Origin of the sequence: Shewanella halifaxensis HAW-EB4 (genome assembly GCF_000019185.1) — a bacterium.
Taxonomy (GTDB): Bacteria; Pseudomonadota; Gammaproteobacteria; order Enterobacterales; family Shewanellaceae; genus Shewanella; species Shewanella halifaxensis.
This window is the reverse complement of sequence record NC_010334.1, coordinates 5,081,113-5,100,323: the sequence shown is the minus strand read 5'-3', so window position 1 is coordinate 5,100,323 and position 19,211 is coordinate 5,081,113. Positions and strand designations below refer to the sequence as shown.

Annotated in this window: 14 protein-coding genes and 1 riboswitch; of the genes, 6 read left to right on the top strand and 8 right to left on the bottom strand. The window is 45.4% G+C overall.

Annotated elements, in window-relative coordinates; all coding sequences use genetic code 11:
* Positions 1–13: 13 nt before the first annotated feature.
* A complete protein-coding gene (locus tag SHAL_RS21720) occupies positions 14–880 on the bottom strand; it encodes a DUF333 domain-containing protein (protein ID WP_012279238.1) in 867 nt (288 codons plus the stop codon).
* 425 nt (positions 881–1,305) lie between these two features.
* Between SHAL_RS21720 and katE1 the strand changes: the two genes are divergently transcribed.
* Together katE1 and SHAL_RS21710 are read left to right on the top strand one after the other, a co-directional pair.
* Positions 1,306–2,820 (top strand): catalase KatE1, encoded by a 1,515-nt coding sequence (gene katE1 / locus SHAL_RS21715; protein ID WP_012279237.1) that lies wholly within the window; start codon positions 1,306–1,308, stop codon positions 2,818–2,820.
* A 177-nt stretch (positions 2,821–2,997) separates the two neighbouring features.
* Positions 2,998–3,549: an ankyrin repeat domain-containing protein gene (locus SHAL_RS21710; RefSeq protein ID WP_012279236.1), complete on the top strand. Its 552-nt coding sequence runs from the start codon at positions 2,998–3,000 to the stop codon at positions 3,547–3,549.
* A gap of 124 nt (positions 3,550–3,673) precedes the next feature.
* Here SHAL_RS21710 and moeB read toward each other — a convergent pair whose 3' ends face one another.
* A complete protein-coding gene (gene moeB, locus SHAL_RS21705) occupies positions 3,674–4,444 on the bottom strand; it encodes a molybdopterin-synthase adenylyltransferase MoeB (RefSeq protein WP_012279235.1) in 771 nt (256 codons plus the stop codon).
* 32 nt (positions 4,445–4,476) lie between these two features.
* Entirely contained in the window at positions 4,477–5,721 is a 1,245-nt protein-coding gene (moeA, locus tag SHAL_RS21700) for a molybdopterin molybdotransferase MoeA (protein ID WP_012279234.1), read from the bottom strand.
* Positions 5,722–6,069: 348 nt separating this feature from the next.
* On the opposite strand from moeA, the gene ftnA reads away from it, so the two are divergent.
* A complete protein-coding gene (gene ftnA, locus SHAL_RS21695; RefSeq protein WP_012279233.1) occupies positions 6,070–6,597 on the top strand; it encodes a non-heme ferritin in 528 nt (175 codons plus the stop codon).
* Between the two features lie 74 nt (positions 6,598–6,671).
* On the opposite strand, the gene SHAL_RS21690 is transcribed toward ftnA, so the two are convergent.
* Together SHAL_RS21690 and ribB are read right to left on the bottom strand one after the other, a co-directional pair.
* On the bottom strand, positions 6,672–9,890 hold the full coding sequence (locus SHAL_RS21690) for an EAL domain-containing protein (protein WP_012279232.1): 3,219 nt from the start codon (positions 9,888–9,890) through the stop codon (positions 6,672–6,674).
* A 273-nt stretch (positions 9,891–10,163) separates the two neighbouring features.
* Complete coding sequence (ribB, locus tag SHAL_RS21685; protein ID WP_012279231.1) at positions 10,164–10,802, bottom strand: 3,4-dihydroxy-2-butanone-4-phosphate synthase; 639 nt, start codon at positions 10,800–10,802, stop codon at positions 10,164–10,166.
* A gap of 165 nt (positions 10,803–10,967) precedes the next feature.
* Positions 10,968–11,235, bottom strand: a riboswitch (FMN riboswitch).
* Between the two features lie 191 nt (positions 11,236–11,426).
* Here ribB and SHAL_RS21680 point away from each other — a divergent pair.
* Together SHAL_RS21680 and SHAL_RS22870 are read left to right on the top strand one after the other, a co-directional pair.
* A complete protein-coding gene (locus SHAL_RS21680) occupies positions 11,427–13,601 on the top strand; it encodes a S9 family peptidase (protein ID WP_012279230.1) in 2,175 nt (724 codons plus the stop codon).
* Positions 13,601–13,978: a GIY-YIG nuclease family protein gene (locus SHAL_RS22870; protein ID WP_012279229.1), complete on the top strand. Its 378-nt coding sequence runs from the start codon at positions 13,601–13,603 to the stop codon at positions 13,976–13,978. Before SHAL_RS21680 ends, SHAL_RS22870 begins: the two co-directional genes overlap by 1 nt.
* Positions 13,979–14,052: 74 nt before the next feature.
* Here SHAL_RS22870 and lepB read toward each other — a convergent pair whose 3' ends face one another.
* Together lepB and SHAL_RS21665 are read right to left on the bottom strand one after the other, a co-directional pair.
* Positions 14,053–14,712, bottom strand: coding sequence for a signal peptidase I (gene lepB / locus SHAL_RS21670; protein ID WP_012279228.1), 660 nt, complete (start codon positions 14,710–14,712; stop codon positions 14,053–14,055).
* Positions 14,713–14,841: 129 nt separating this feature from the next.
* A complete protein-coding gene (locus SHAL_RS21665; protein ID WP_012279227.1) occupies positions 14,842–15,597 on the bottom strand; it encodes a DUF4097 family beta strand repeat-containing protein in 756 nt (251 codons plus the stop codon).
* A 403-nt stretch (positions 15,598–16,000) separates the two neighbouring features.
* Here SHAL_RS21665 and SHAL_RS21660 point away from each other — a divergent pair, with 403 nt between their 5' ends.
* Entirely contained in the window at positions 16,001–16,804 is an 804-nt protein-coding gene (locus SHAL_RS21660; RefSeq protein ID WP_012279226.1) for a class I SAM-dependent methyltransferase, read from the top strand.
* Between the two features lie 507 nt (positions 16,805–17,311).
* Here SHAL_RS21660 and SHAL_RS21655 read toward each other — a convergent pair.
* On the bottom strand, positions 17,312–19,153 hold the full coding sequence (locus SHAL_RS21655; protein ID WP_012279225.1) for a M14 family metallopeptidase: 1,842 nt from the start codon (positions 19,151–19,153) through the stop codon (positions 17,312–17,314).
* Between the last annotated feature and the right edge of the window lie 58 nt (positions 19,154–19,211).

Here is a 19,211-nt window from a genome sequence, read left to right as displayed (position 1 = left end):
GTTAAACGCTGCTTTAGTCGATGGCTTTATGATCTCGATGATAAAGCGCCCATTGTTCGACTTTTTCACCACTAGGCAAAGTACAGATCCCAGTCGCTAAATCCACTTTCCCCTCGAGTGATAAACAGTATTCTGCCGCAGGATTAGGGGCATCTAAAATCCCAGCTTCATCTTTAGAGTTTTTCTGATGCTGGCTGAACAATGACCATTGTTCAATCTTCTTACCGCTAGGTAGAGTACAGATCCCTGACATTGGATCTACCTTCCCATCTAGTGATAAACAGTATTCTGTCGCAGGGTTAGGGATATAAGTGGTTTCAACGGCTTGCTCATGATTTTGACGATACAGTTTCCACTGATCGATTTGCATACCGCTGGGTAAAGTACACATGCCAGTAGCGACATTGAGCTGGCCTTGTTGTGATATGCAAAACTCAGATGCCGGGTTGGGAGCACCAAATGAGTCTGCCGCTATTTTGTTGTCATGACGAAATAAGGTCCATTGCTCTACTTTTTCACCGTTAGCTAAAGTACAGATACTGGTAGCTAAATCCACTTTACCACCTTGTGCTGTACAGTTTTCACTAGCAGGGTTGGCTAACTGGTGTTTAGCTTTGGCTAAGCTTTGCTTAGTTGAATTGCGATAAAGGGTCCACTCTTCAACGCGTTTACCGTTAGGGAGGTTACAGTAGCCGACTTGTCCGCTCTCACCATTCTCTACGACGATATCGCCACCGAGTGAAATACAAAACATCGATGCTGGGTTAGCGAGTGTAGCTGCATCTTTTTGGCTGAGTTGTGGCTCAGGTTCTTTTGGATTACAAGCGCTTAATAGCAAGGCTGCTGTGATCACTAAACTCATTATTAGAGGCTTTTTCATATCTAATCATTCTCCACAGAGTTGATTTAGCTTGAGGTTGATACTAATCGATATAGGAAGATGGTTAACTCAGAGCTATTCTTTGATGCTTAATTCAAGGCGAATGAGTAAAGGCATACCGATCCCTTATTAACTCATGTAGCACAGAAGTTAGCAGTAAAAATACTTCTTTAGCATCTCAGGTATAGCGTTAGCGAGTTGATACATATTGTAACTATCAGTAACTATACTCTTCATTGGCTAAGCGTAAAGAAACATTTTACTGGATAATTCATCTACTTTAGAGCTAATTGGTAATATTTAACACTTGTGCAATAGATTTTTACGATGCATTCAATCGATAAAGACCGTTTCTTTTAATCGTGATTATCGCTCACACTGTTTTTGGGCAGAAAGAGCGTGCGTTGTTAATTAAGAGAATACTCATGGAAATAGTAAAAAAGGCAGGTTTAGCCCTATCGTTGAGCTTAGTCGTTGTTAATGCACAGGCTGACACGTTAACTCGTGACAATGGTGCTCCGGTAGGAGATAACCAAAATTCAATCACGGCTGGTAGTAATGGCAGCGTACTTCTACAAGATGTCCAGTTGATCCAAAAACTACAAAGATTTGCGCGTGAGCGGATCCCTGAGCGAGTCGTTCACGCCAGAGGCACTGGTGTACACGGCGAGTTTATTGCCAGTAGCGACTTGAGTGAATTAACACTGGCAGCGCCGTTTGCTGAAAAAGGTAAAGTTACTCCCGTTTTTGTACGATTCTCTACGGTTATTCACTCAAAAGGTTCGCCTGAAACCTTGCGCGATCCTAGAGGTTTTGCGACTCGTTTTTACTCAGATCAAGGTAATTGGGATCTCGTAGGGAACAACTTGCCAGTTTTCTTTATCCGTGATGCGATCAAATTCCCAGATATGGTGCATTCACTTAAGCCATCACCTATTACTAATCTACAAGATCCAAACCGCTTTTTTGATTTCTTTAGCCATGAAGCCACGGCGACAAATATGCTGACTTGGGTTTATACCAACTTAGGCACCCCTGCTAGCTACCGTAAAATGGACGGTTGGGGAGTACATGCATATAAATTTATTAATGATGAGCATCAGGTTAAATACGTAAAGTTTCACTGGAAAAGCCAGCAAGGCGTTGAAGGGTTAAGACCTGATGAAGTGGTTAATATTCAAGGTCAAAGTTTTAATCATCTAACAGAAGATCTCTATAGTGAGATCAATAAAGGTAATTTCCCAAAATGGGATCTTATGGTCAAGGTATTGCGCCCAGAGGATTTGAACAAGTTCAACTACAACCCACTCGATGCTACAAAAATGTGGCTTGATGTGCCAGAGACTAAAGTGGGAACCATGACGCTTAATCGTGTACCGGCAAACTTCTTTCAGGAAACTGAGCAGGCAGCATTTGCACCTTCTAATTTGATTCCCGGTATTGAACCTTCGGAAGATAAGTTGCTTCAGGGGCGTATTTTTTCCTATGCCGATACTCAGTTATATCGCTTAGGTGCCAACTTATCTCAACTGCCAATTAACCAACCTAAAGTGGCTGTGATGAATCACAATCAAGAAGGGATAGCTAATTATGGCCATACAAGCTCTGATATTAACTATCAGCCCAGCACTAAACTTACACTAGCAGAAGATAGTCGCTACCGTGCTGTAAAGACGCCACTGTCGGGCACTGTGCAACAAGCTGTTATTACTAAGCAAGATAATTTCACTCAGGCGGGTGTGCTTTACCGTAGCTTGAGCAAACAAGATAAGCGAGACCTTATTACAAACCTGTCAGCTGATTTAGGCAAGGTGCAAGACAGTCATGTTAAACACCAAATGTTGAGTTATTTCTATCAGGCTGATAAGGAATTTGGTAAGCGCTTAACTCAAGCTGTAGCGGGGGATTTAAATGAAGTGAAAAAACGCGCCAATATTTAACTAGTAACGAACTCTATAGGTTAACGCTTAATGGGCTAGCGTTAACGGTTTCCGAGTAAGTCCTGTAAGGCGTGTTTTGCTCTTTTCTGCCCAGTTTAGAGTGCGCCTTACGGGCAGTCTTAACTTCAATCGAAAGTCTTAAAAAGAAAACGTTAATTTGTTATCGAGGTCGAGTTCATGCGCCGTTCATTTTCATTGAAACAAACTTTTTCCCTGTTGTTGATGTCTTTAGTAGTAAGTATTTTAACTGCTACATTAAGTGCCAGTAAGGCTCAGGCTATCGCGCTGGAAACTGAAAAGTCAGATAAACATCTTGAGTCACAAGTTGAGAGTCAAACTGATCAGACTCGGCTGTTAATCGATTATTTTTTCGCTGCAGCAAGAGCGGGGGATATTGAGGTGCTAAATCACTTTATCGAAGCGGGGTTCCCCGTCGATCAGCGTAATTATCAAAGTTATAGCGCACTTATGGTTGCAGCGTACAATGGCCAAGCCGAGGCAACCTCAGCTTTACTTGAACATGGGGCGAATGCCTGCCTTCAAGATAAGCGTGGTAATACCGCAATGATGGGCGCGGTAATTAAGGCTGAGTTCGAGATTGTAAAACAGCTATACAGTCAGGAGTGTGATGCAGAGTTGACTAATAAATCGGGGATGACCTTGCAGGAATTTGCTCAATACTGGGGGCAAAGTAGTAAGTTAAGGGAAGCGAGCTTAGCGGCAAAGTAATAGCGGTTATACTGGTTATTGCTCAATATTTACTCTTAAACAATAAACGCAACCATAGGGTTGCGTTTATTAATTTATCTGCAAACAAATATGATTGCGACAAGAGTACGATAAGAGGAATTGACTAGCTACAGACAGAACAACTCGGTAGCTTCGGCAGTTTCATCTCACGAAACTCCATGGTCATCGCATCGATCATTAAAATACGACCGGCTAAACTCTGGCCCATATTAGCAATCATCTTGATGGCTTCAACCGCTTGCAAACAACCGATCATACCAACCACTGGTGCTAAGATCCCAGACTCGACACAGCTAAGCTGTTGCTCGCCAAAAAGCTTACTAAAGCAGTGGTAGCATGGGGTTTTATCCTGATAGTCAAATACAGTAACCATGCCTTCCATGCGAATTGCCGCAGCCGAAATTAGTGGTTTTTTATGCTTAAAGCAGCTTTGATTAAGCTGCTCACGCACGGCTACATTATCGGTACAGTCCATCACTATCGAATGCTGCTCAACTAATGCATCGATCTCATGATCATCGAGTACCGCATTGATAGTCTCTATCTGAATGTGTGGATTGAGCGCCATTAAACTTTGCTTGGCAGAGTCTACTTTAGCCTGTCCGACATTGGCATCTTGGTGCAAAACCTGCCTTTGAAGATTAGATATCTCAACGGTATCAAAATCGACTAAGGTCATTGAACCTGCTCCCGCTACTGCAAGGTATTGGCTAGCGGCGCAGCCTAAACCGCCAGCACCGATAATGAGCACCTTAGCTTGCTTGAGTTTTTCCTGGCCTTCAAAGTCCATCGACTTGATCGATATTTGGCGGCTATAACGCAATATTTCTGCATCAGACAAAATTTCATCTGTTGCTGCTTGTTCGGTCGACATCAAATTGATCTCATATTTAGGCTGTGCAGAGTTTAGCAAAGCACGCTATTAAAAGGTTCCACAGTCACTTGGCTGCCATCGCTTAAGCCGTCGCAATCTTGCTCCAAAATAATAAAGCAGTTTGCTAGGGTCATCGATGTCAGCATGCCAGAACCTTGGCCGCCAGTTAGCGCGACTTCGGCTTCACCCTGAGCGTTATAACTTAAGATGGCACGCTGATACTCGACTCGACCCGGGAACTTATGAATTTCACCTTTGAGTGTGGCTTTCAGTGTCACGGGCTTAACCTGAGGTAAGCCTTGCATCTTATTGAGTAGTGGCCAAACAAGTTTGTAGAAAGTCACCATCGATGAAACAGGGTTGCCTGGTAGTCCACAGAAAACAGCATCACCTAAATGGCCGAAGGCAAACGGTTTACCCGGCTTGATGGCTAGTTTCCAGAAGGTGATTTGACCTTCTTCATCTAAAATTTGTTTGGTGTAGTCGGCATCACCAACTGATACTCCACCTGAGGTCAGCACCATATCGGCGCATTCTGAAGCCGTTTTAAAGGCTTGGCGAATGGCTTCTTTGTCATCTTCGATAACACCAAGATCGATCCACTCGATATTACCGCGGCTAAGCAGGCCTTGAATGCTATAACGGTTAGAGTCGTATATCTGACCCGGTCCTAATTCGCTACCTACTGGGCGAAGTTCATCACCGGTTGAGAAAAATGCGACTTTAACAATGCGCTTAACGCGTAGCTGGCTTGCGCCAATCGTAGCTAACACGCCCATCTGGGCTGCACCAATTAAAGTGCCTGCTGTCAGTACTTTAGTGCCGCTTTTAAGTTCTTCACCGCGGTAGCGTACGTTTGCGCCTTTCATTTTTGGCGCTTCAATGGTGATCTGCTCACCTTCAGCGCTGACTTTTTCTTGCATCTGCACCGTATCATAGCCACTGGGTACAGGTGCACCAGTCATGATGCGGATGCAGCCACCTTTGATGCATTTACCCGTGAACGGATGACCCGCAAAAGATTGGCCTATTAGCTTGAGCGGTGTGCCAACACTGAGATCGGCAAGATTAAAGGCATAACCATCCATTGCCGAGTTATCGAAAGGAGGAAGATCGATATGCGAGGCAAGATCTTCAGCAAGTACTCGACCTAGCGCCTGTGGCAGTGTCACGACTTCTGAGTCTGTGATGGGTTGTACTTGTTCTAGTAATTTAACGATAGCCTGATCGGGATGCATTAGGCTAGGTTGCGAACATGGATCTGCATGAGTCTGCATCTATCTATCCTTGAGACGTGAATCGGAACGTTAAGTAAAAACGAATATAGCGCATTATGCCATGGTGAACGTAGATGGCTATGATCTGCGCGGCAGTTTTTAAACACAGTTAAAATAGGGTCGCAATTAGTAATAAGCATCTAACGACTACTAATAGGCGGGCTCTATCCTTTAAGGCTGATCTAACTGGTTTATTTTGTTAAAAATAATCGTATCCACGGTAACTTAAAACTCTGTAAATGAAAACCATTATTATTTATTTAACAATCACTTAAGTAAATTTTATTGCAATTACTAGCTAGCTTGATAACAATAACCGCCACAAACCGAAAGCCCTAAGGAATTGATATGTTAGCCCAGAAGATGATTGACCAGTTAAATGACCAGATCAATATGGAGTTCTTCTCCTCTAATCTGTATCTACAGATGAGCGCATGGTGCGAAGATAAAGGCTTTGAAGGCGCAGCTAAGTTTATGCGTGCTCATGCCGAAGAGGAAATGGGGCATATGCATCGTTTGTTTACTTATGTGAGTGAAACTGGCGGTATGCCTTTACTTGGGACTATCGAAGCACCACAAGCTGAGTTCTCATCACTGCTTGCTTTGTTTGAGTACACCTATGAGCACGAGCAATTGATCACTAAGAAGATCAACGAACTGGCTCATGCGGCTTTTACGAACCAAGATTATTCTACTTTTAACTTCTTACAGTGGTATGTGTCAGAGCAGCACGAAGAAGAGAAACTATTCAAATCTATCGTCGATAAAATTCGCCTAGTGGGTGAAGATGGTAAGGCGCTATTCTTCGTAGATAAAGATTTGGCGCAGATGGCGATTGAAGAGTCGGCGAGTGTAATGACTAGTGCTGCGGTATAAGTCGCTTGTTTAAAAAATAAATCATAAAAAAGAGCAGCCTAGCTGCTCTTTTATGATCTCTAGTTTAAGTGTGGCTACACTGCGCTGAGTTCTGGAGCTAACTTGAGATATTGAAATGGCTTCGCTTGTTGTAAAAACTCAACCAGCTGCGGCTTGGTGAGCGGCCTAGACATTAAGTAGCCCTGGGCATAGTCACAGCCGAGGCTGTGTAAGAATTGCCACTGCTCAACGGTTTCAATCCCTTCTGCCACCAGTGGCATCTCTAAGCTTTGCGCCATCATCACAATTGCTTTGATCAACTTTGCATCAGACGGATTGTTGAGTACATTATCGATAAAGCTCTTATCGATCTTAATGACCGAAATAGGGCATTGGGTGAGGTAGCTGAGTGCCGAGTAGCCGGTACCAAAGTCATCGAGATAGATATCGACACCGAGCTGTTTGATAGACTCTAGGGTCTGCAGGCAGCGAGGCTTGTCTTCTATCAGCATGCTCTCGGTGATTTCGATATGCAGATCTTTAGCGCAGATGGCATGTTTAGATAAGGCGTCTTTGAGTATGTCGTAAAAGCTGACGTCCTTGGAGTTAATGCATTGGCGTCCTGACACGTTAATAGCCATCTTGAGCATCAACCCTTGAGAGTGTAATTCGGCAAGATCGGACAGGGCTTGGTGCAGGATCCACTCTCCCAAGGGCTCGATCAACCCCGCCTCTTCGGCTATTGGAATAAAAGCTTGTGGTGAGATAACGCCGAACTCTGGATCATTCCAACGGATAAGGGCTTCGACACTGATTATCGCGCCGTTACGCATATCTATGACCGGTTGATACTCAAGGTAAAACTCCGATTGCTTGACCGCTCTACGTAACCTCTGCTCTAGGTGCATCCGCTCTAGCATCTCAACGTTCATCTCGGGAGAGAAATATTGGTAATGGGCTCGACCGTCACGTTTAGCTTGGTACATGGCGGTTTCAGAGTTGTGTAGTAGCGTCTCAATGTCTTGACCATCTTCTGGATAGAAGGCGATACCGAAGCTGGAGGAGATATTGGTTTCATGATTACCGATCATGAAAGGCTTAGATAGGGCATCACTCAGTTTTTTGGCTAATAGCTCGGTGCCAACGCTGCCTGTTTGTGGCGCGATAATCACAAACTCATCTCCGCCAATACGGGCGATAGAATCATCGGGCCCTAACACGGCTTCGAGTCTTGCTGCCGACTGTTTTAACACCTTGTTACCCGCGGCGTTACCGTGAAGTTCATTAATAAACTTAAAGTGGTCGAGATCGATAAAGAGGATGGCAACTTGGCTATCGGTATTCTGCGCAGTATCGAGAGCTTGCTGCAGCCTTGAGGAGAACAGGTGCCGATTAGGGAGTTTAGTCAATGAGTCATAGTTGGTTTTGTACCAAAGGTCTTGCTCATACTGCTTGTTGTTACTGATATCTAAAAATAGACCAATGTGTTGAATTGTTTCATTCTGGCTATTCTTTACGGCGGAGATTTTAAGGTATTCAGGATAGATTTGACCATCTTTACGCTTATTCCAGATCTCACCCTCCCAGCTCCCCTTAGTGATTAGTGTTTGCCATAGCTTTTGGTAAAAACTCTGCGGGTGATGGGCCGAGTTTAAGATGTTTGGTGTCTTGCCTTTGACATCCTCTAAGCTATAGCCGGTAATCTTGGTAAAGGCGGGATTGACGAGTTCGATGCGGTTGTTGGCATCGGTAACTAAAATTCCTTCGGCCGAGTGGCGGAACACCGCAGAGGCTTGATGTAGGGCGCGTTTTGATTTCATACGCTCTGATACCATCTGGTTTACCGCGACTGCTATCTGTGCAAGTTCATCTTTGCCCTTAACCTCTAGATCTAATACAAGACTTGGATCTTTTGCCAGTTTTTCGACGTCATCAACGATGCTTCTTACCGAATTGATCAGATTATTGCCAATACATCTACCGATTAAGTAGACGATGCCGAAGAAGAGTAGTCCCGCAACAATGCTGATATACAGATAGGAGCGGATCTGTTGTTTCTCGACCTCATTCTGGTACGCCATTCTCTCAGTCAGTTGGGTATTGATCTTATGTAGCGCATCGACCCCCGCCGTTGCTGTGTTCCACCATGTTTCGCTATCTATGATTGGGGCTTGTTGCTGTAGTTGATTTAGGCTGTCATGCAGGGTGGTATTTTGAGCCTGTAGCTCTAATGTTGCACCTGAAGTGGGTAACTGCGTTAACTCTGCTTCAGTGACATACTCTTGGTAGTTTGTGGCGGTTTGCTCAATGCTGTTGACTAACGCTTGTTGTATTGGCGTAAGGTTATGATTGTTATTTAAATTTTCGAGAGCAACTCTTAAGGTGGAGTAATTTTCTCGAAAGTTAGAGAGATAGGCTGGGTTTAATGTGGTGAGGTAGGCATTAAAGTTATAGCTCAGCCCACCATAACCGAACAGATCACTAATGAGCTCTGCCTGCTTAACCAGATTAACCTGTAGCTGTAGTTGTGTTCGGTAGCTGGAGATAAGTTGCTTTGTTTGGCTGTCCATCAATTCGCTAAAACTATTGCGGTTATCTGGAGTCATGACCGAAAAAGCATTGGTAATCGCATTGTCGAGTAGCCCCCTAACCTGGGCTATCTGTTTAAAAGAGTCAGGCTCTAATGTTGGGGCCGCAAGCAAACTATTGACCAGCCCGCGCTCTTGCCCCGCCAATTCCTGGATCTTGAGCATATTGATCAGATCAGATTGCACTAGTACTTGGTACGAGTTATCGCTCTTAAAACGTAACAGCGAGACAAAGTTAATGAGTTTTTGGGTGAGTCCTGAGTAGAAGTTGAAGTATTCTGGTGTGTTTAATTCGAGTACTTTTTGCCGAGCAATCTCTAGCTGTTGTCGTGCTAAGCTGGCTTTACTGAGCTGATTTTGTAGGGCATGAAAAAGCTCTGCGTCATTGCTTGCGGTTTCTACAGTTTTCTCTAATGCGGAGCTTTGAAGCAGCTCTTGAAATTTTCTATCGGTATTGAGCCACTGCTGTTCTAAACGCTGTTTAAACGCACGTCCACCACTACTGAGATATCCCGCCGAGAGTCCGCGCTCCTTCTGGAGCTCATAGATAACATTCTCTATGCCTAGGGTCACATTGGTGGTGAGCACATTGCTTGAGGCATCTTGGTATTGCTTAAATAATGTTGTTGCACTCAGCACTGCCAAAAGTACCAAGATAAACATAGGTAATGATGCCGATAGAAAGAGTTTCTGTTTTAAGCTCAGTCGGCTTAATACGGGAAGCATTCGATGGTGACCCTCCACAGGACAGCATTTTGGCTTAGTTGGGAACGATGAACAAAAAAGATCGTTAGATAATAACCGTAGAAATTATAGGGAGTCTCAGTGAGTTCATTAAAGTCGAATATAGATCACGGATTTAGCAAAATACATCAAACCGCAACCAAATCAAAGATTCTAGTGTGATGTTTGTTATGCCAGGTGGGTATAAGTTAGTGTTTGTGGGTTGGGCTGGATGGCAGCCGCAGTCTGTTGCGGCTGCTGGTATCTTCAGAGTGGTTACTGAGTTGTTCGGTAGGCAACGATATCTTCGATAGTGAGTACTGGCATGTCGTGCTGCTGACCAAATTCAATTATTTCAGGTAGGCGAGCCATAGTGCCATCGACAAGAGTCACCTCACAAAGCACTCCGTAAGGCTTAAGTCCGGCAAGCTTCATTAGATCGACAGTGCCTTCGGTATGGCCGCGACGCTCTAGCACTCCGCCAGGGCGAGCGCGCAATGGATAAACGTGGCCAGGGCGTGCTAAGTCATCAGGCTTAGCGTTATCGGCAATAGCAGTCTTGATAGTGGTGACACGGTCGGCTGCAGATACGCCAGTGGTCACACCTTGTTTGGCTTCAATACTCACGGTAAAAGCGGTGCCATATTGGCTATTATTGTCACTCACCATAGGTGGAAGTTGTAGCTGCTCGATACGTTCGTCGGTCAAACAGAGACAAACGATACCGCTGCACTCGCGAATAAGCAGTGCCATCTGTTCGTTGGTGAGTGTTTCTGCCGAGTAGATCAGATCGCCTTCATTTTCACGATCTTCATCATCAACAACTAACACACCTTTGCCTTGGCGAAGTGCGGTTAGTGCTGCATTAACACGTTCGATTGCATTGCCATATGGGGCAAGTAAAGACTGATTCATGGATAACATCCTTAATATACGACATTGGGGTGACCAGAATCAGGGCGTATAGAAAATGACACATAACTTAAGCCAACACTATTGGCTTAGAGAAATATGCATAATAAGAGCTGAGCAAAATGCACCACAAAGCCTATGGTAGCCATATGGATTACTCGCCTAATCTTATATTCTCTTTCATCCGGACTTAGCGTACTAACATCTTTGTTCAGTACCCATTACCGTCGGCTCTGGAGTAGGTGCAACCTTATCGGTGACGGGCGTCATTGATAAGGAGTGTTTACCAGATCTGCTGACCCTAGTTAATATTCGCAGCTATTAATATTGATATTTAATAGCGTAAACTAGGCGCTCGCGGGCTTTTACAGTGGGATCAACATTCACACCATAACTTACCGCCGGTGGGGAGTTACACCCCGCCCTGAGAATTATACTTGGCTGAATATTAATGGATTGATTAACAAATCGACCAAGTGGCGCAATATTGCGCCTATTTAAATAAAATGACAAGCTGGGGCGTAAAAATGGCGAGATGGTTCAAAAACTGTCACCTGAAAGCCATTAATGAGTTTCCCCAGTTAAAAGTACGGATTACTTCGATTGAGATTGCACAAGGATGCGTTAATGAAATTGATTTCTCCCCTCACACTGAGCGCTGTATTGCTACTTGGATGTAATAACATGACCCCAAAAATGCCCGTTGAGCCTCCTAAAGCCGACAAAATTTCCCATGCCATGACGCTTCACGGCGTCACTCGTGTCGATGATTATTACTGGATGCGAGATGATGATCGCAAAGCTCCAAAAGTTATCAGCCATTTAAACGCAGAGAATGCTTATACCAAAGAAGAGTTCAAACAGTTTAACGACCTTAAGCTGCGTTTGTTTGATGAGCTGGTGGGTCGTTTAGATAAAGATGAGTCGAGTGTGCCGTACTTCTGGCATCAACATTGGTATTACCGCTACTACAAACAGGGATTCGAATACCCAGTTATCGCCCGTAAAATCGCGTTAGAGAGTGATAATGAGCAAATTCTGCTGGATGTGAATGAACGTGCAGAGGGAAAGGATTTTTATGGTTTGGGCGGGGTGTCGGTGAGCCCAGATGAAACCAAGGTCATTTTTGGTGAAGATCTATTAAGCCGTCGCATCTATACCTTGTACTTTAAAGACTTAACTTCTGGCGAGCTCATGAGCGACAAGCTAGAGGGGACCGATGGTGGTGTCGTATGGGCTAACGATAATCAACACCTATTTTATATCGCCAAAGATCCGCAGACTCTGCTGGGTTATCGAGTATTCCGCCATAAGTTAGGTACGGCGCAATCAGAAGATGTGCTTGTGTACGAGGAGCAAGATGACACCTTCTATATCAGCTTAGGAAAATCGCTAGATGAGTCGGTTATTGTCTTGCATGCCGAAAGTACGGTGACCAGCGAAGTCAGTATGCTCGATGCGAAGCAGCCCCTTGGTCAGTTTGAGCCCGTGCTGCCTAGAGAAGAGGGGCATGAGTACTCGGTGTCTAAGTTAGGCGACAGCTATTACATCCTGACTAACTGGCAGGCGACCAACTTTCGCTTGATGAAGGTGGCGATTAACCAAGCTGCGGATAAGAGTGCTTGGCAAAATGTTATCGCCCATGATCTGAACTCTCGTATTGAAGATGTGTTGCTGCTTAGCGACTATATGGTGGTGCAAACCCGCGAGAGAGGCATTAGCCGCATTCGTGTCTATCCGTTTAATGGTCAAGCAGAGTTTGAGCTGGCCTTTAATGATCCAGCCTATGTGGTTGGCTTCGATATTAACGCTAACCAGCAAAGCGACAAGCTAAGAATTTATTACTCTAGTCCAACCACGCCCGAGTCTGTGTATGAATATGCGCTGGCTAAACCAAATGAGCGAGAGCTACTTAAGCAGGAAAAAGTGCTGGGTGAGTTTGATGCCGATGCTTATCAAGCCGAGCGCTTGTTTATCGAGGCGCGTGACGGTAAAGAGGTGCCAGTGACCTTGGTTTATCGTAAAGACAAGTTTAACAAGGACGGCACTAATCCACTGTATCAATATGGTTATGGCTCTTATGGCTATACCGTAGAGCCAGACTTTAGCTCATCAGCCTTGAGCCTACTGGATCGCGGTGTAGTGTACGCCATAGCTCATGTACGAGGTTCTGAGATGCTCGGCCGAGCATGGTATGACGATGGCAGAATGTTGAATAAGCAAAACAGCTTCAACGATTTTATCGATGTCACCAAGGCGCTTACAGAGCTAGGCTATGGCGCTAAAGATAAGGTCGTTGCCGCTGGTGGTAGCGCTGGTGGTCTGCTTATGGGCGGGGTTATCAATCAGGCACCTGAGCGTTACTTTGCCGTAGCGGCACATGTTCCGTTTGTTGATGTAGTTACCACTATGCTCGATGAGTCGATTCCGCTAACTACCAATGAGTATGACGAGTGGGGCAACCCCAATGAAAAAGTCTATTTCGACTACATGCTTGGCTATGCCCCTTACGACAATATCAGCGCCCAAGCTTACCCGCATCTGTTGGTGACAACAGGTTTACACGACTCGCAAGTGCAGTACTTTGAGCCTGCTAAGTGGGTCGCCAAGCTGCGAGACCTTAAGACTGATGATAATATGCTGCTGTTCGATACCGATATGGAAGCGGGACACGGTGGCAAGAGTGGCCGTTATCGCCAGTATGATGATACGGCGAAAGAGTATGCCTTCTTCCTTGGCTTGTTAGGCTTAGATGATAAGGCGACTCAACAAGGCAAAATGACAGAGGGTGCTAGCCGTTAATGGCTGATATTGTTCAAATACCGGAGACTAACAGCCTTGAGCCAGTAAGTAGCCCTGAGCTTACAGATCGCTATGAGCCTGTAAGTCGCTCTGAGCTTACAAACGCCTTAGAGGCTGTAAAAACAGAGCCGACTTGGTTTCTGTATATGGTGCGCTGCGCTAACGGTCATCTCTATACTGGGGTGACTACAGATGTGACTCGGCGTTTTGCCGAGCACCAGAGTGGCAGTGCTAAGTCGGCTAAATACCTACGAGGCAAGGGGCCACTGACATTGGCCTACTCGGAAACCGTGGGTAGTCGCTCCGATGCGCTCAAGCGTGAGATAGCATTGAAGAGATGGCCTAGAACTAAGAAGCTCGCCTTGATCGAGGGATGAGTCGAATAGTCACTGGTGCAACGTTATCTTGTGCAAGTGCTATTACAGACACCGATGAGCTTACAATCAGCGATTTAATCCAAGTATAGATTAGTGAAAAACCGCTCTTCTCGAGGAAGGTAGTGGTTTTCATCATCCAGAGAGAATGCGACTCTGGTTGCTTTACCTTTAAGTTCATCTCTAGGCACAAAACCATACACTCGTGAGTCGGCGCTGTTGCGGCGGTTATCGCCCATGACCAGATAATGCCCCTCGGGGACGGTCACCGTTTCGAAGCTGCTTAACTGATCGCTGGCATACTTTTCAATACGGATGCTATGGGATAAGCCATTAAGATTTTCTGTGGCGATCAGCTCACGCTGATCACTGGTTACTAGTGAATAATCCAACGCCTTGCCATTAATAAATAGGACTTCATGACTTAAGCTAATTTTATCCCCTGGCAAGCCTATTACCCGCTTGATTAAGCGTTTATCCGCGGCTTTTGATTCAAAAACGACAATTTCTCCCCGTTCTGGCTCACCCGTTGTAGCTAATGAAATTTGAGTAAAGGGCACTCGTAAGTCATAAGCCATCTTATCTACCACAATACGGTCGCCTTCTTTAATCGTAGGCTGCATAGATCCAGTCGGTACTGTGTACCAGTCGGCGATAGCACTTCTACAAACAGACATTAAAACAATGAATAGCACTAGCTGACGATTATCTTTCCAAAGCTGTTTCACTTTATTCATAAGGCACTCTTATTCAATTAGTTGGGCAGGGCACTGTTGACGTTAGTGCTCTTGTAGTCAGGATCTCTGACCGCTAGGCACACTAGTCGGCAACAAGCCCTGCGCCGGGAAGGCGTTTATACGAAAAACTTAGTGCATACTGACTGAGCCGTTGATGTTATCTACGCTTAAATCACCTGAACCGGATTCGATAATGCTTAAACCCAGAGTGTTATCAACATCGATATCACCAGAACCATCGTCAATGACCACGCGGCCGTTGACGTTGTTAACGTTTAAGTCGCCTGACCCATCGTCAATATGGGTATCGCCGCCAATGCCTGAAAGAGTGATAGAGCCAGAGCCATCTTCTAAGGTGAGTTTGCCTGTGGTGTTGCTAATTTCAACAGAGCCTGAGCCATCTTGGGTATTGAGGTCGTGACCGCCCTTGATCCACAAATCGCCAGAGCCATCGTCTAAGGTAATATTCGCCTGAACATTGTTGATTTCGATATCGCCAGAGCCATCGTCGATATCTAGCATCATGCTGCTGGGAACTTGTATGGTGAGATCGATATAGGGTGAGCGCTGAAAGTTAATGCTGCTATCGAACTCGGCAATCAGTGTGGCTTTAGAACCGTTTTGCTTGAGGCTGAGATTACTCTCGATATCGCCATAGGTGTAGATATCGGCGGTAACCATGATTTGCGACAGCCCTTCGACACCCTGAATGTTGAGATCGCCTGCGCCAGTCTCGGCGACTAAGCTTTCGATGTGAGTGGCATCAATTTGTAATTGTTTCTTCTGGTGGTTGAGTGGCCCTGCGCTGGCACCGTTAACATTGATGATGCAGCCGGAAAGTGAAATAGCAATAACGGTGGCAAGCAGAGTTGAGGTTGATTTCATCGGGTAACTTCCTTTTATTATTTTGATCTTAAGGTCTAAGCGTCTCAAGATCTAAGTGCAGGCTTAACAAAGCTGCTTTTAATGTTTATCTGTCTCTGAATAAGCAGTAACCATGCCAACAAGTTATCTAATTGTTTTGAATGTGTTATCTTTGTGTTGCTGGCTGTCTTAGTAGTAAATTTCCTCACTTACTATGATGGAAGTGCAATTATTAGTTAATTTACTCAAAGGCTTGGCTGAAAGTGCAGAACCTAGAACCTAGAACCTAGAACCTAGAACCTAGAACCTAGAACCTAGAACCTAGAACCTAGAACCTAGAACCTAGAACCTAGAACCTAGAACCTAGAACCTACTAATGCTCAAGCCTAGAATCTAAGATTTAAAATTATGTAGGGAAACAGAGATGGATTATTTATCGGTTAACCAACAAGGCTGGGATAGGCGTGTACAGACTCACGTGATGTCTGAGTTTTATGATGTCGCAGGTTTCCTTAAGGGAGCGAGTTCACTGCAAGAGATAGAGCTGGCTCACTTAGAGGTAAAAGGTAAAAGCCTACTGCATCTTCAGTGTCACTTTGGCTTGGATACCTTGTCGTGGGCTCGGATGGGCGCCAATGTTACCGGCGTCGATCTATCATCAGCGGCTATCACTCAAGCTCGCTCGCTTGCCGAGCAGGCAGAACTGAATGCTGAATTTATCTGCTGCGATGTTTATAGCGTGACAGAACGTGTAGCACAGCAATTTGATCTGGTGTTTACTTCCTACGGTGCGATTGTTTGGCTACCGGATCTCGATAAGTGGACACAAGTTATCGCGAGTAAGCTGGTGGCTGGTGGTCAGTTTTATATGGTGGAGTTCCATCCTGCTCAGGCGGTATTTGAAGGCTATAGCTATTTTCACCAAGATGCGCCAGACGTAGAGGATGAAGTGACCTATACCGAGAACGCTAATGACGATACCAATACCTTTATGAGTTGGTCGCACTCGTTGTCCGATGTGATTAATGCGCTCATCAAGGCTGGCCTTGAGGTAAACAGCTTCAATGAATTCCCCTTTAGCCCCTACAACTGTTTCGAAGGCTTAACTGAAGAAACGGTAGAGGTGGAATTGCCGCAAGGCACTGAACAACGTCAACGCTATTTTGTTGAGCAACAGGGCCAGCGCCTGCCGTTAACCTACGCGATATCAGCCACTAAAAAGCCTTAAAAACAGCACCTAGAGGCTAATGCTGGTAAGTTAAGCCCAAATTTGAGTAATAAGTAAAGAATCCACCTTCTGAAGAAGGTGGCTTTGCCCATATGTTACAAAGCAGACTCCCTAGAAGGGAGCTTTCCTATCCTGCTTTAGCAAGACGCCGCAAATATATCCCTATAGGCCTTTTATTCAAACATGGGCTAAATCATCCCTGATTTAGAAGCTTGCACAGCACTTCTAGCAAAGCTTAACTGTATCGCTGAGTCTAACGTGGATATGTTTAAATGAGCTTATAAGCCATGTGTCGCAGGGATGCGATAAGCGAGCCTTCATGGATACTTTCTCTTCAACAAAAAGTCGGTGTGCTAATAAGCCATTAAACATAGCCTACTCCATAACTTTCATTCGTTTTATTTCAGGTAAAGCTTAATTGATGATAATCACCTACTGAAGTAGGTGGTTTAGGGCTGAAAACAAAACCCAAGAACCCAGCTTAAACTGGGTTCTTTGCTTTAAACGCTATAAACCACGAAGCACTGGGTACTTTAGGTATTGATTATCAAAGTAGGGGCTACGCTCATAGAACCAGCGTAACCGGGCTCTAGGGTTGGCAGCAAATTCCGGATCGTTAAGTGCCTTATCAAACTCGGCTTGTAGTGCTGGCTCATCCTTTAACATCTTTGCCGCCAACGGCTCTACCGCGTAGTTTTCAATATACTCGGTACGGGTGAATATTGGATTAAAGAAGCCCCACTGGAACAGTGAATCCGGCGATTGCGGCTCCAGCAGCAAGATGGCGAGATCGCCTAAGGGTTGCTTGGTATCGATACGTACCGTACCCGCAGGCAATTTTACATCGACCCCGTGGCTAGTGACCTCGGCCTTGACCTGTTGACGCCCTTCATAATCACTGTTGTTAAAGCTTGGGTTGGTAAATTGATATTGCTGCAGCTTAAGCTCTGCAGGCTTATCTAGCGTGGTCATGCGAATGCCATGAACACTTAAGCGTTCAATCACCTCTTGCCACTGCGGTGGAATATAATAAGCGTCTGGGCGGCTCACTTTGATATCGGCCTTAGTCCCACCAATAACGGGCAAGTTTGGGTAAAGCTGTGGCTCACCATTCCAGCGCACAATCTCGTTACCACTAATAGCGCTTTGTTCTAACGTGTAACCTATTCCCTTAAAATCCCAGCCTTGTGCTTGCTGCTCCTGTTGCCAAGTGAGGGTCACTCTAGGTGAGTATCGATACCTGTCCTGCTGAATGGCGGATATTAGCTTAGTGCTATCGTCGGCTATCGCTTTAAGGCTGGATTCGAGCATCACATAAGTACCTAGCACCCGTTGCTTAAAGGGCTTTAGGCTGTGATTTTCAATCAAAATTGTGGGTAGGTGGCGAGCGTCGCCATAACCATTAGAAAAGCGCGGGCTTGCGTTCCACAATGACATTCCCTTGGTGATGTCGGTATTGTCTATGGCAAACACTAAAGGACCGGGAATGTGACCTTGTTCAGACAGTGCAGACTCAATCATTGGGCGATAGCTATTCTCTAGCCAATTGTAGATCGCAGGGCTTTGTCCTTGGGCTAAGTTGTAGCCAAAAGTGACGTCGTATTGATAGTCGATGCCGTCGGTAACGTGCACGTCGATATAGAGATCCGGCTGCCAAATATTGATGGCTCGCAGCATATGTTGCATTTCGGGCGTGTCGGCTTTGGCATAATCACGGTTAAGGTTGAGGTTTTGCGCTGTGGTGCGCCAGCCCATGTTAACCGGGCCTCGCTGATTGACGCGGTTATATTCAGTTGAGCGTTCATGGCCATCAACACTGAAAATTGGTACAAACAGTAGGTTGGCGTTATTAAGTAGCTCAGCCTTGCCATTAAACACCATGTCGCGTAGTAACATCATGCCGGCATCTTTGCCGTCAATTTCCCCTGAGTGGATCCCTGCCTGTGCTAGCAAGGTCGGTTTGCCATTACTTGCTAAAGCAGTTGCGTCTTCCGCTCCCTCTTTGGAGGCGACAATCATCCAGATCTCACGACCTTGTGGGCTCTTGCCTATGCTCACCTTCTTAAGCATCTCGCTCTCGGCTATCAGTTTGTCTAACCAGGCAAAGGTTTCATCATAGCTCGGGCTAGTCTTAAGGCCGTTTTGCTCAAATGGTGTCGCCCATTTTGAATCTGCCGCTAGGATGAGAGATTCACTGCCACCGTGCCAAGAGGTGAGCGGCGGCAAAATCTCATCGTTGATATAGGTGTTTGCTAGTTGAGGCGTCGTACTTGTTTGAGCTGCCGCGGAACAGTAACCGCTGGTGCTGGCCGCCAATAAGGCGATGGCCGATAGGGAAGTTAAGCGCATAGTCGGGTACCCATTTTTAGCTATTTTAATTATTATTAGGCCGTTATCTTTCAATAAA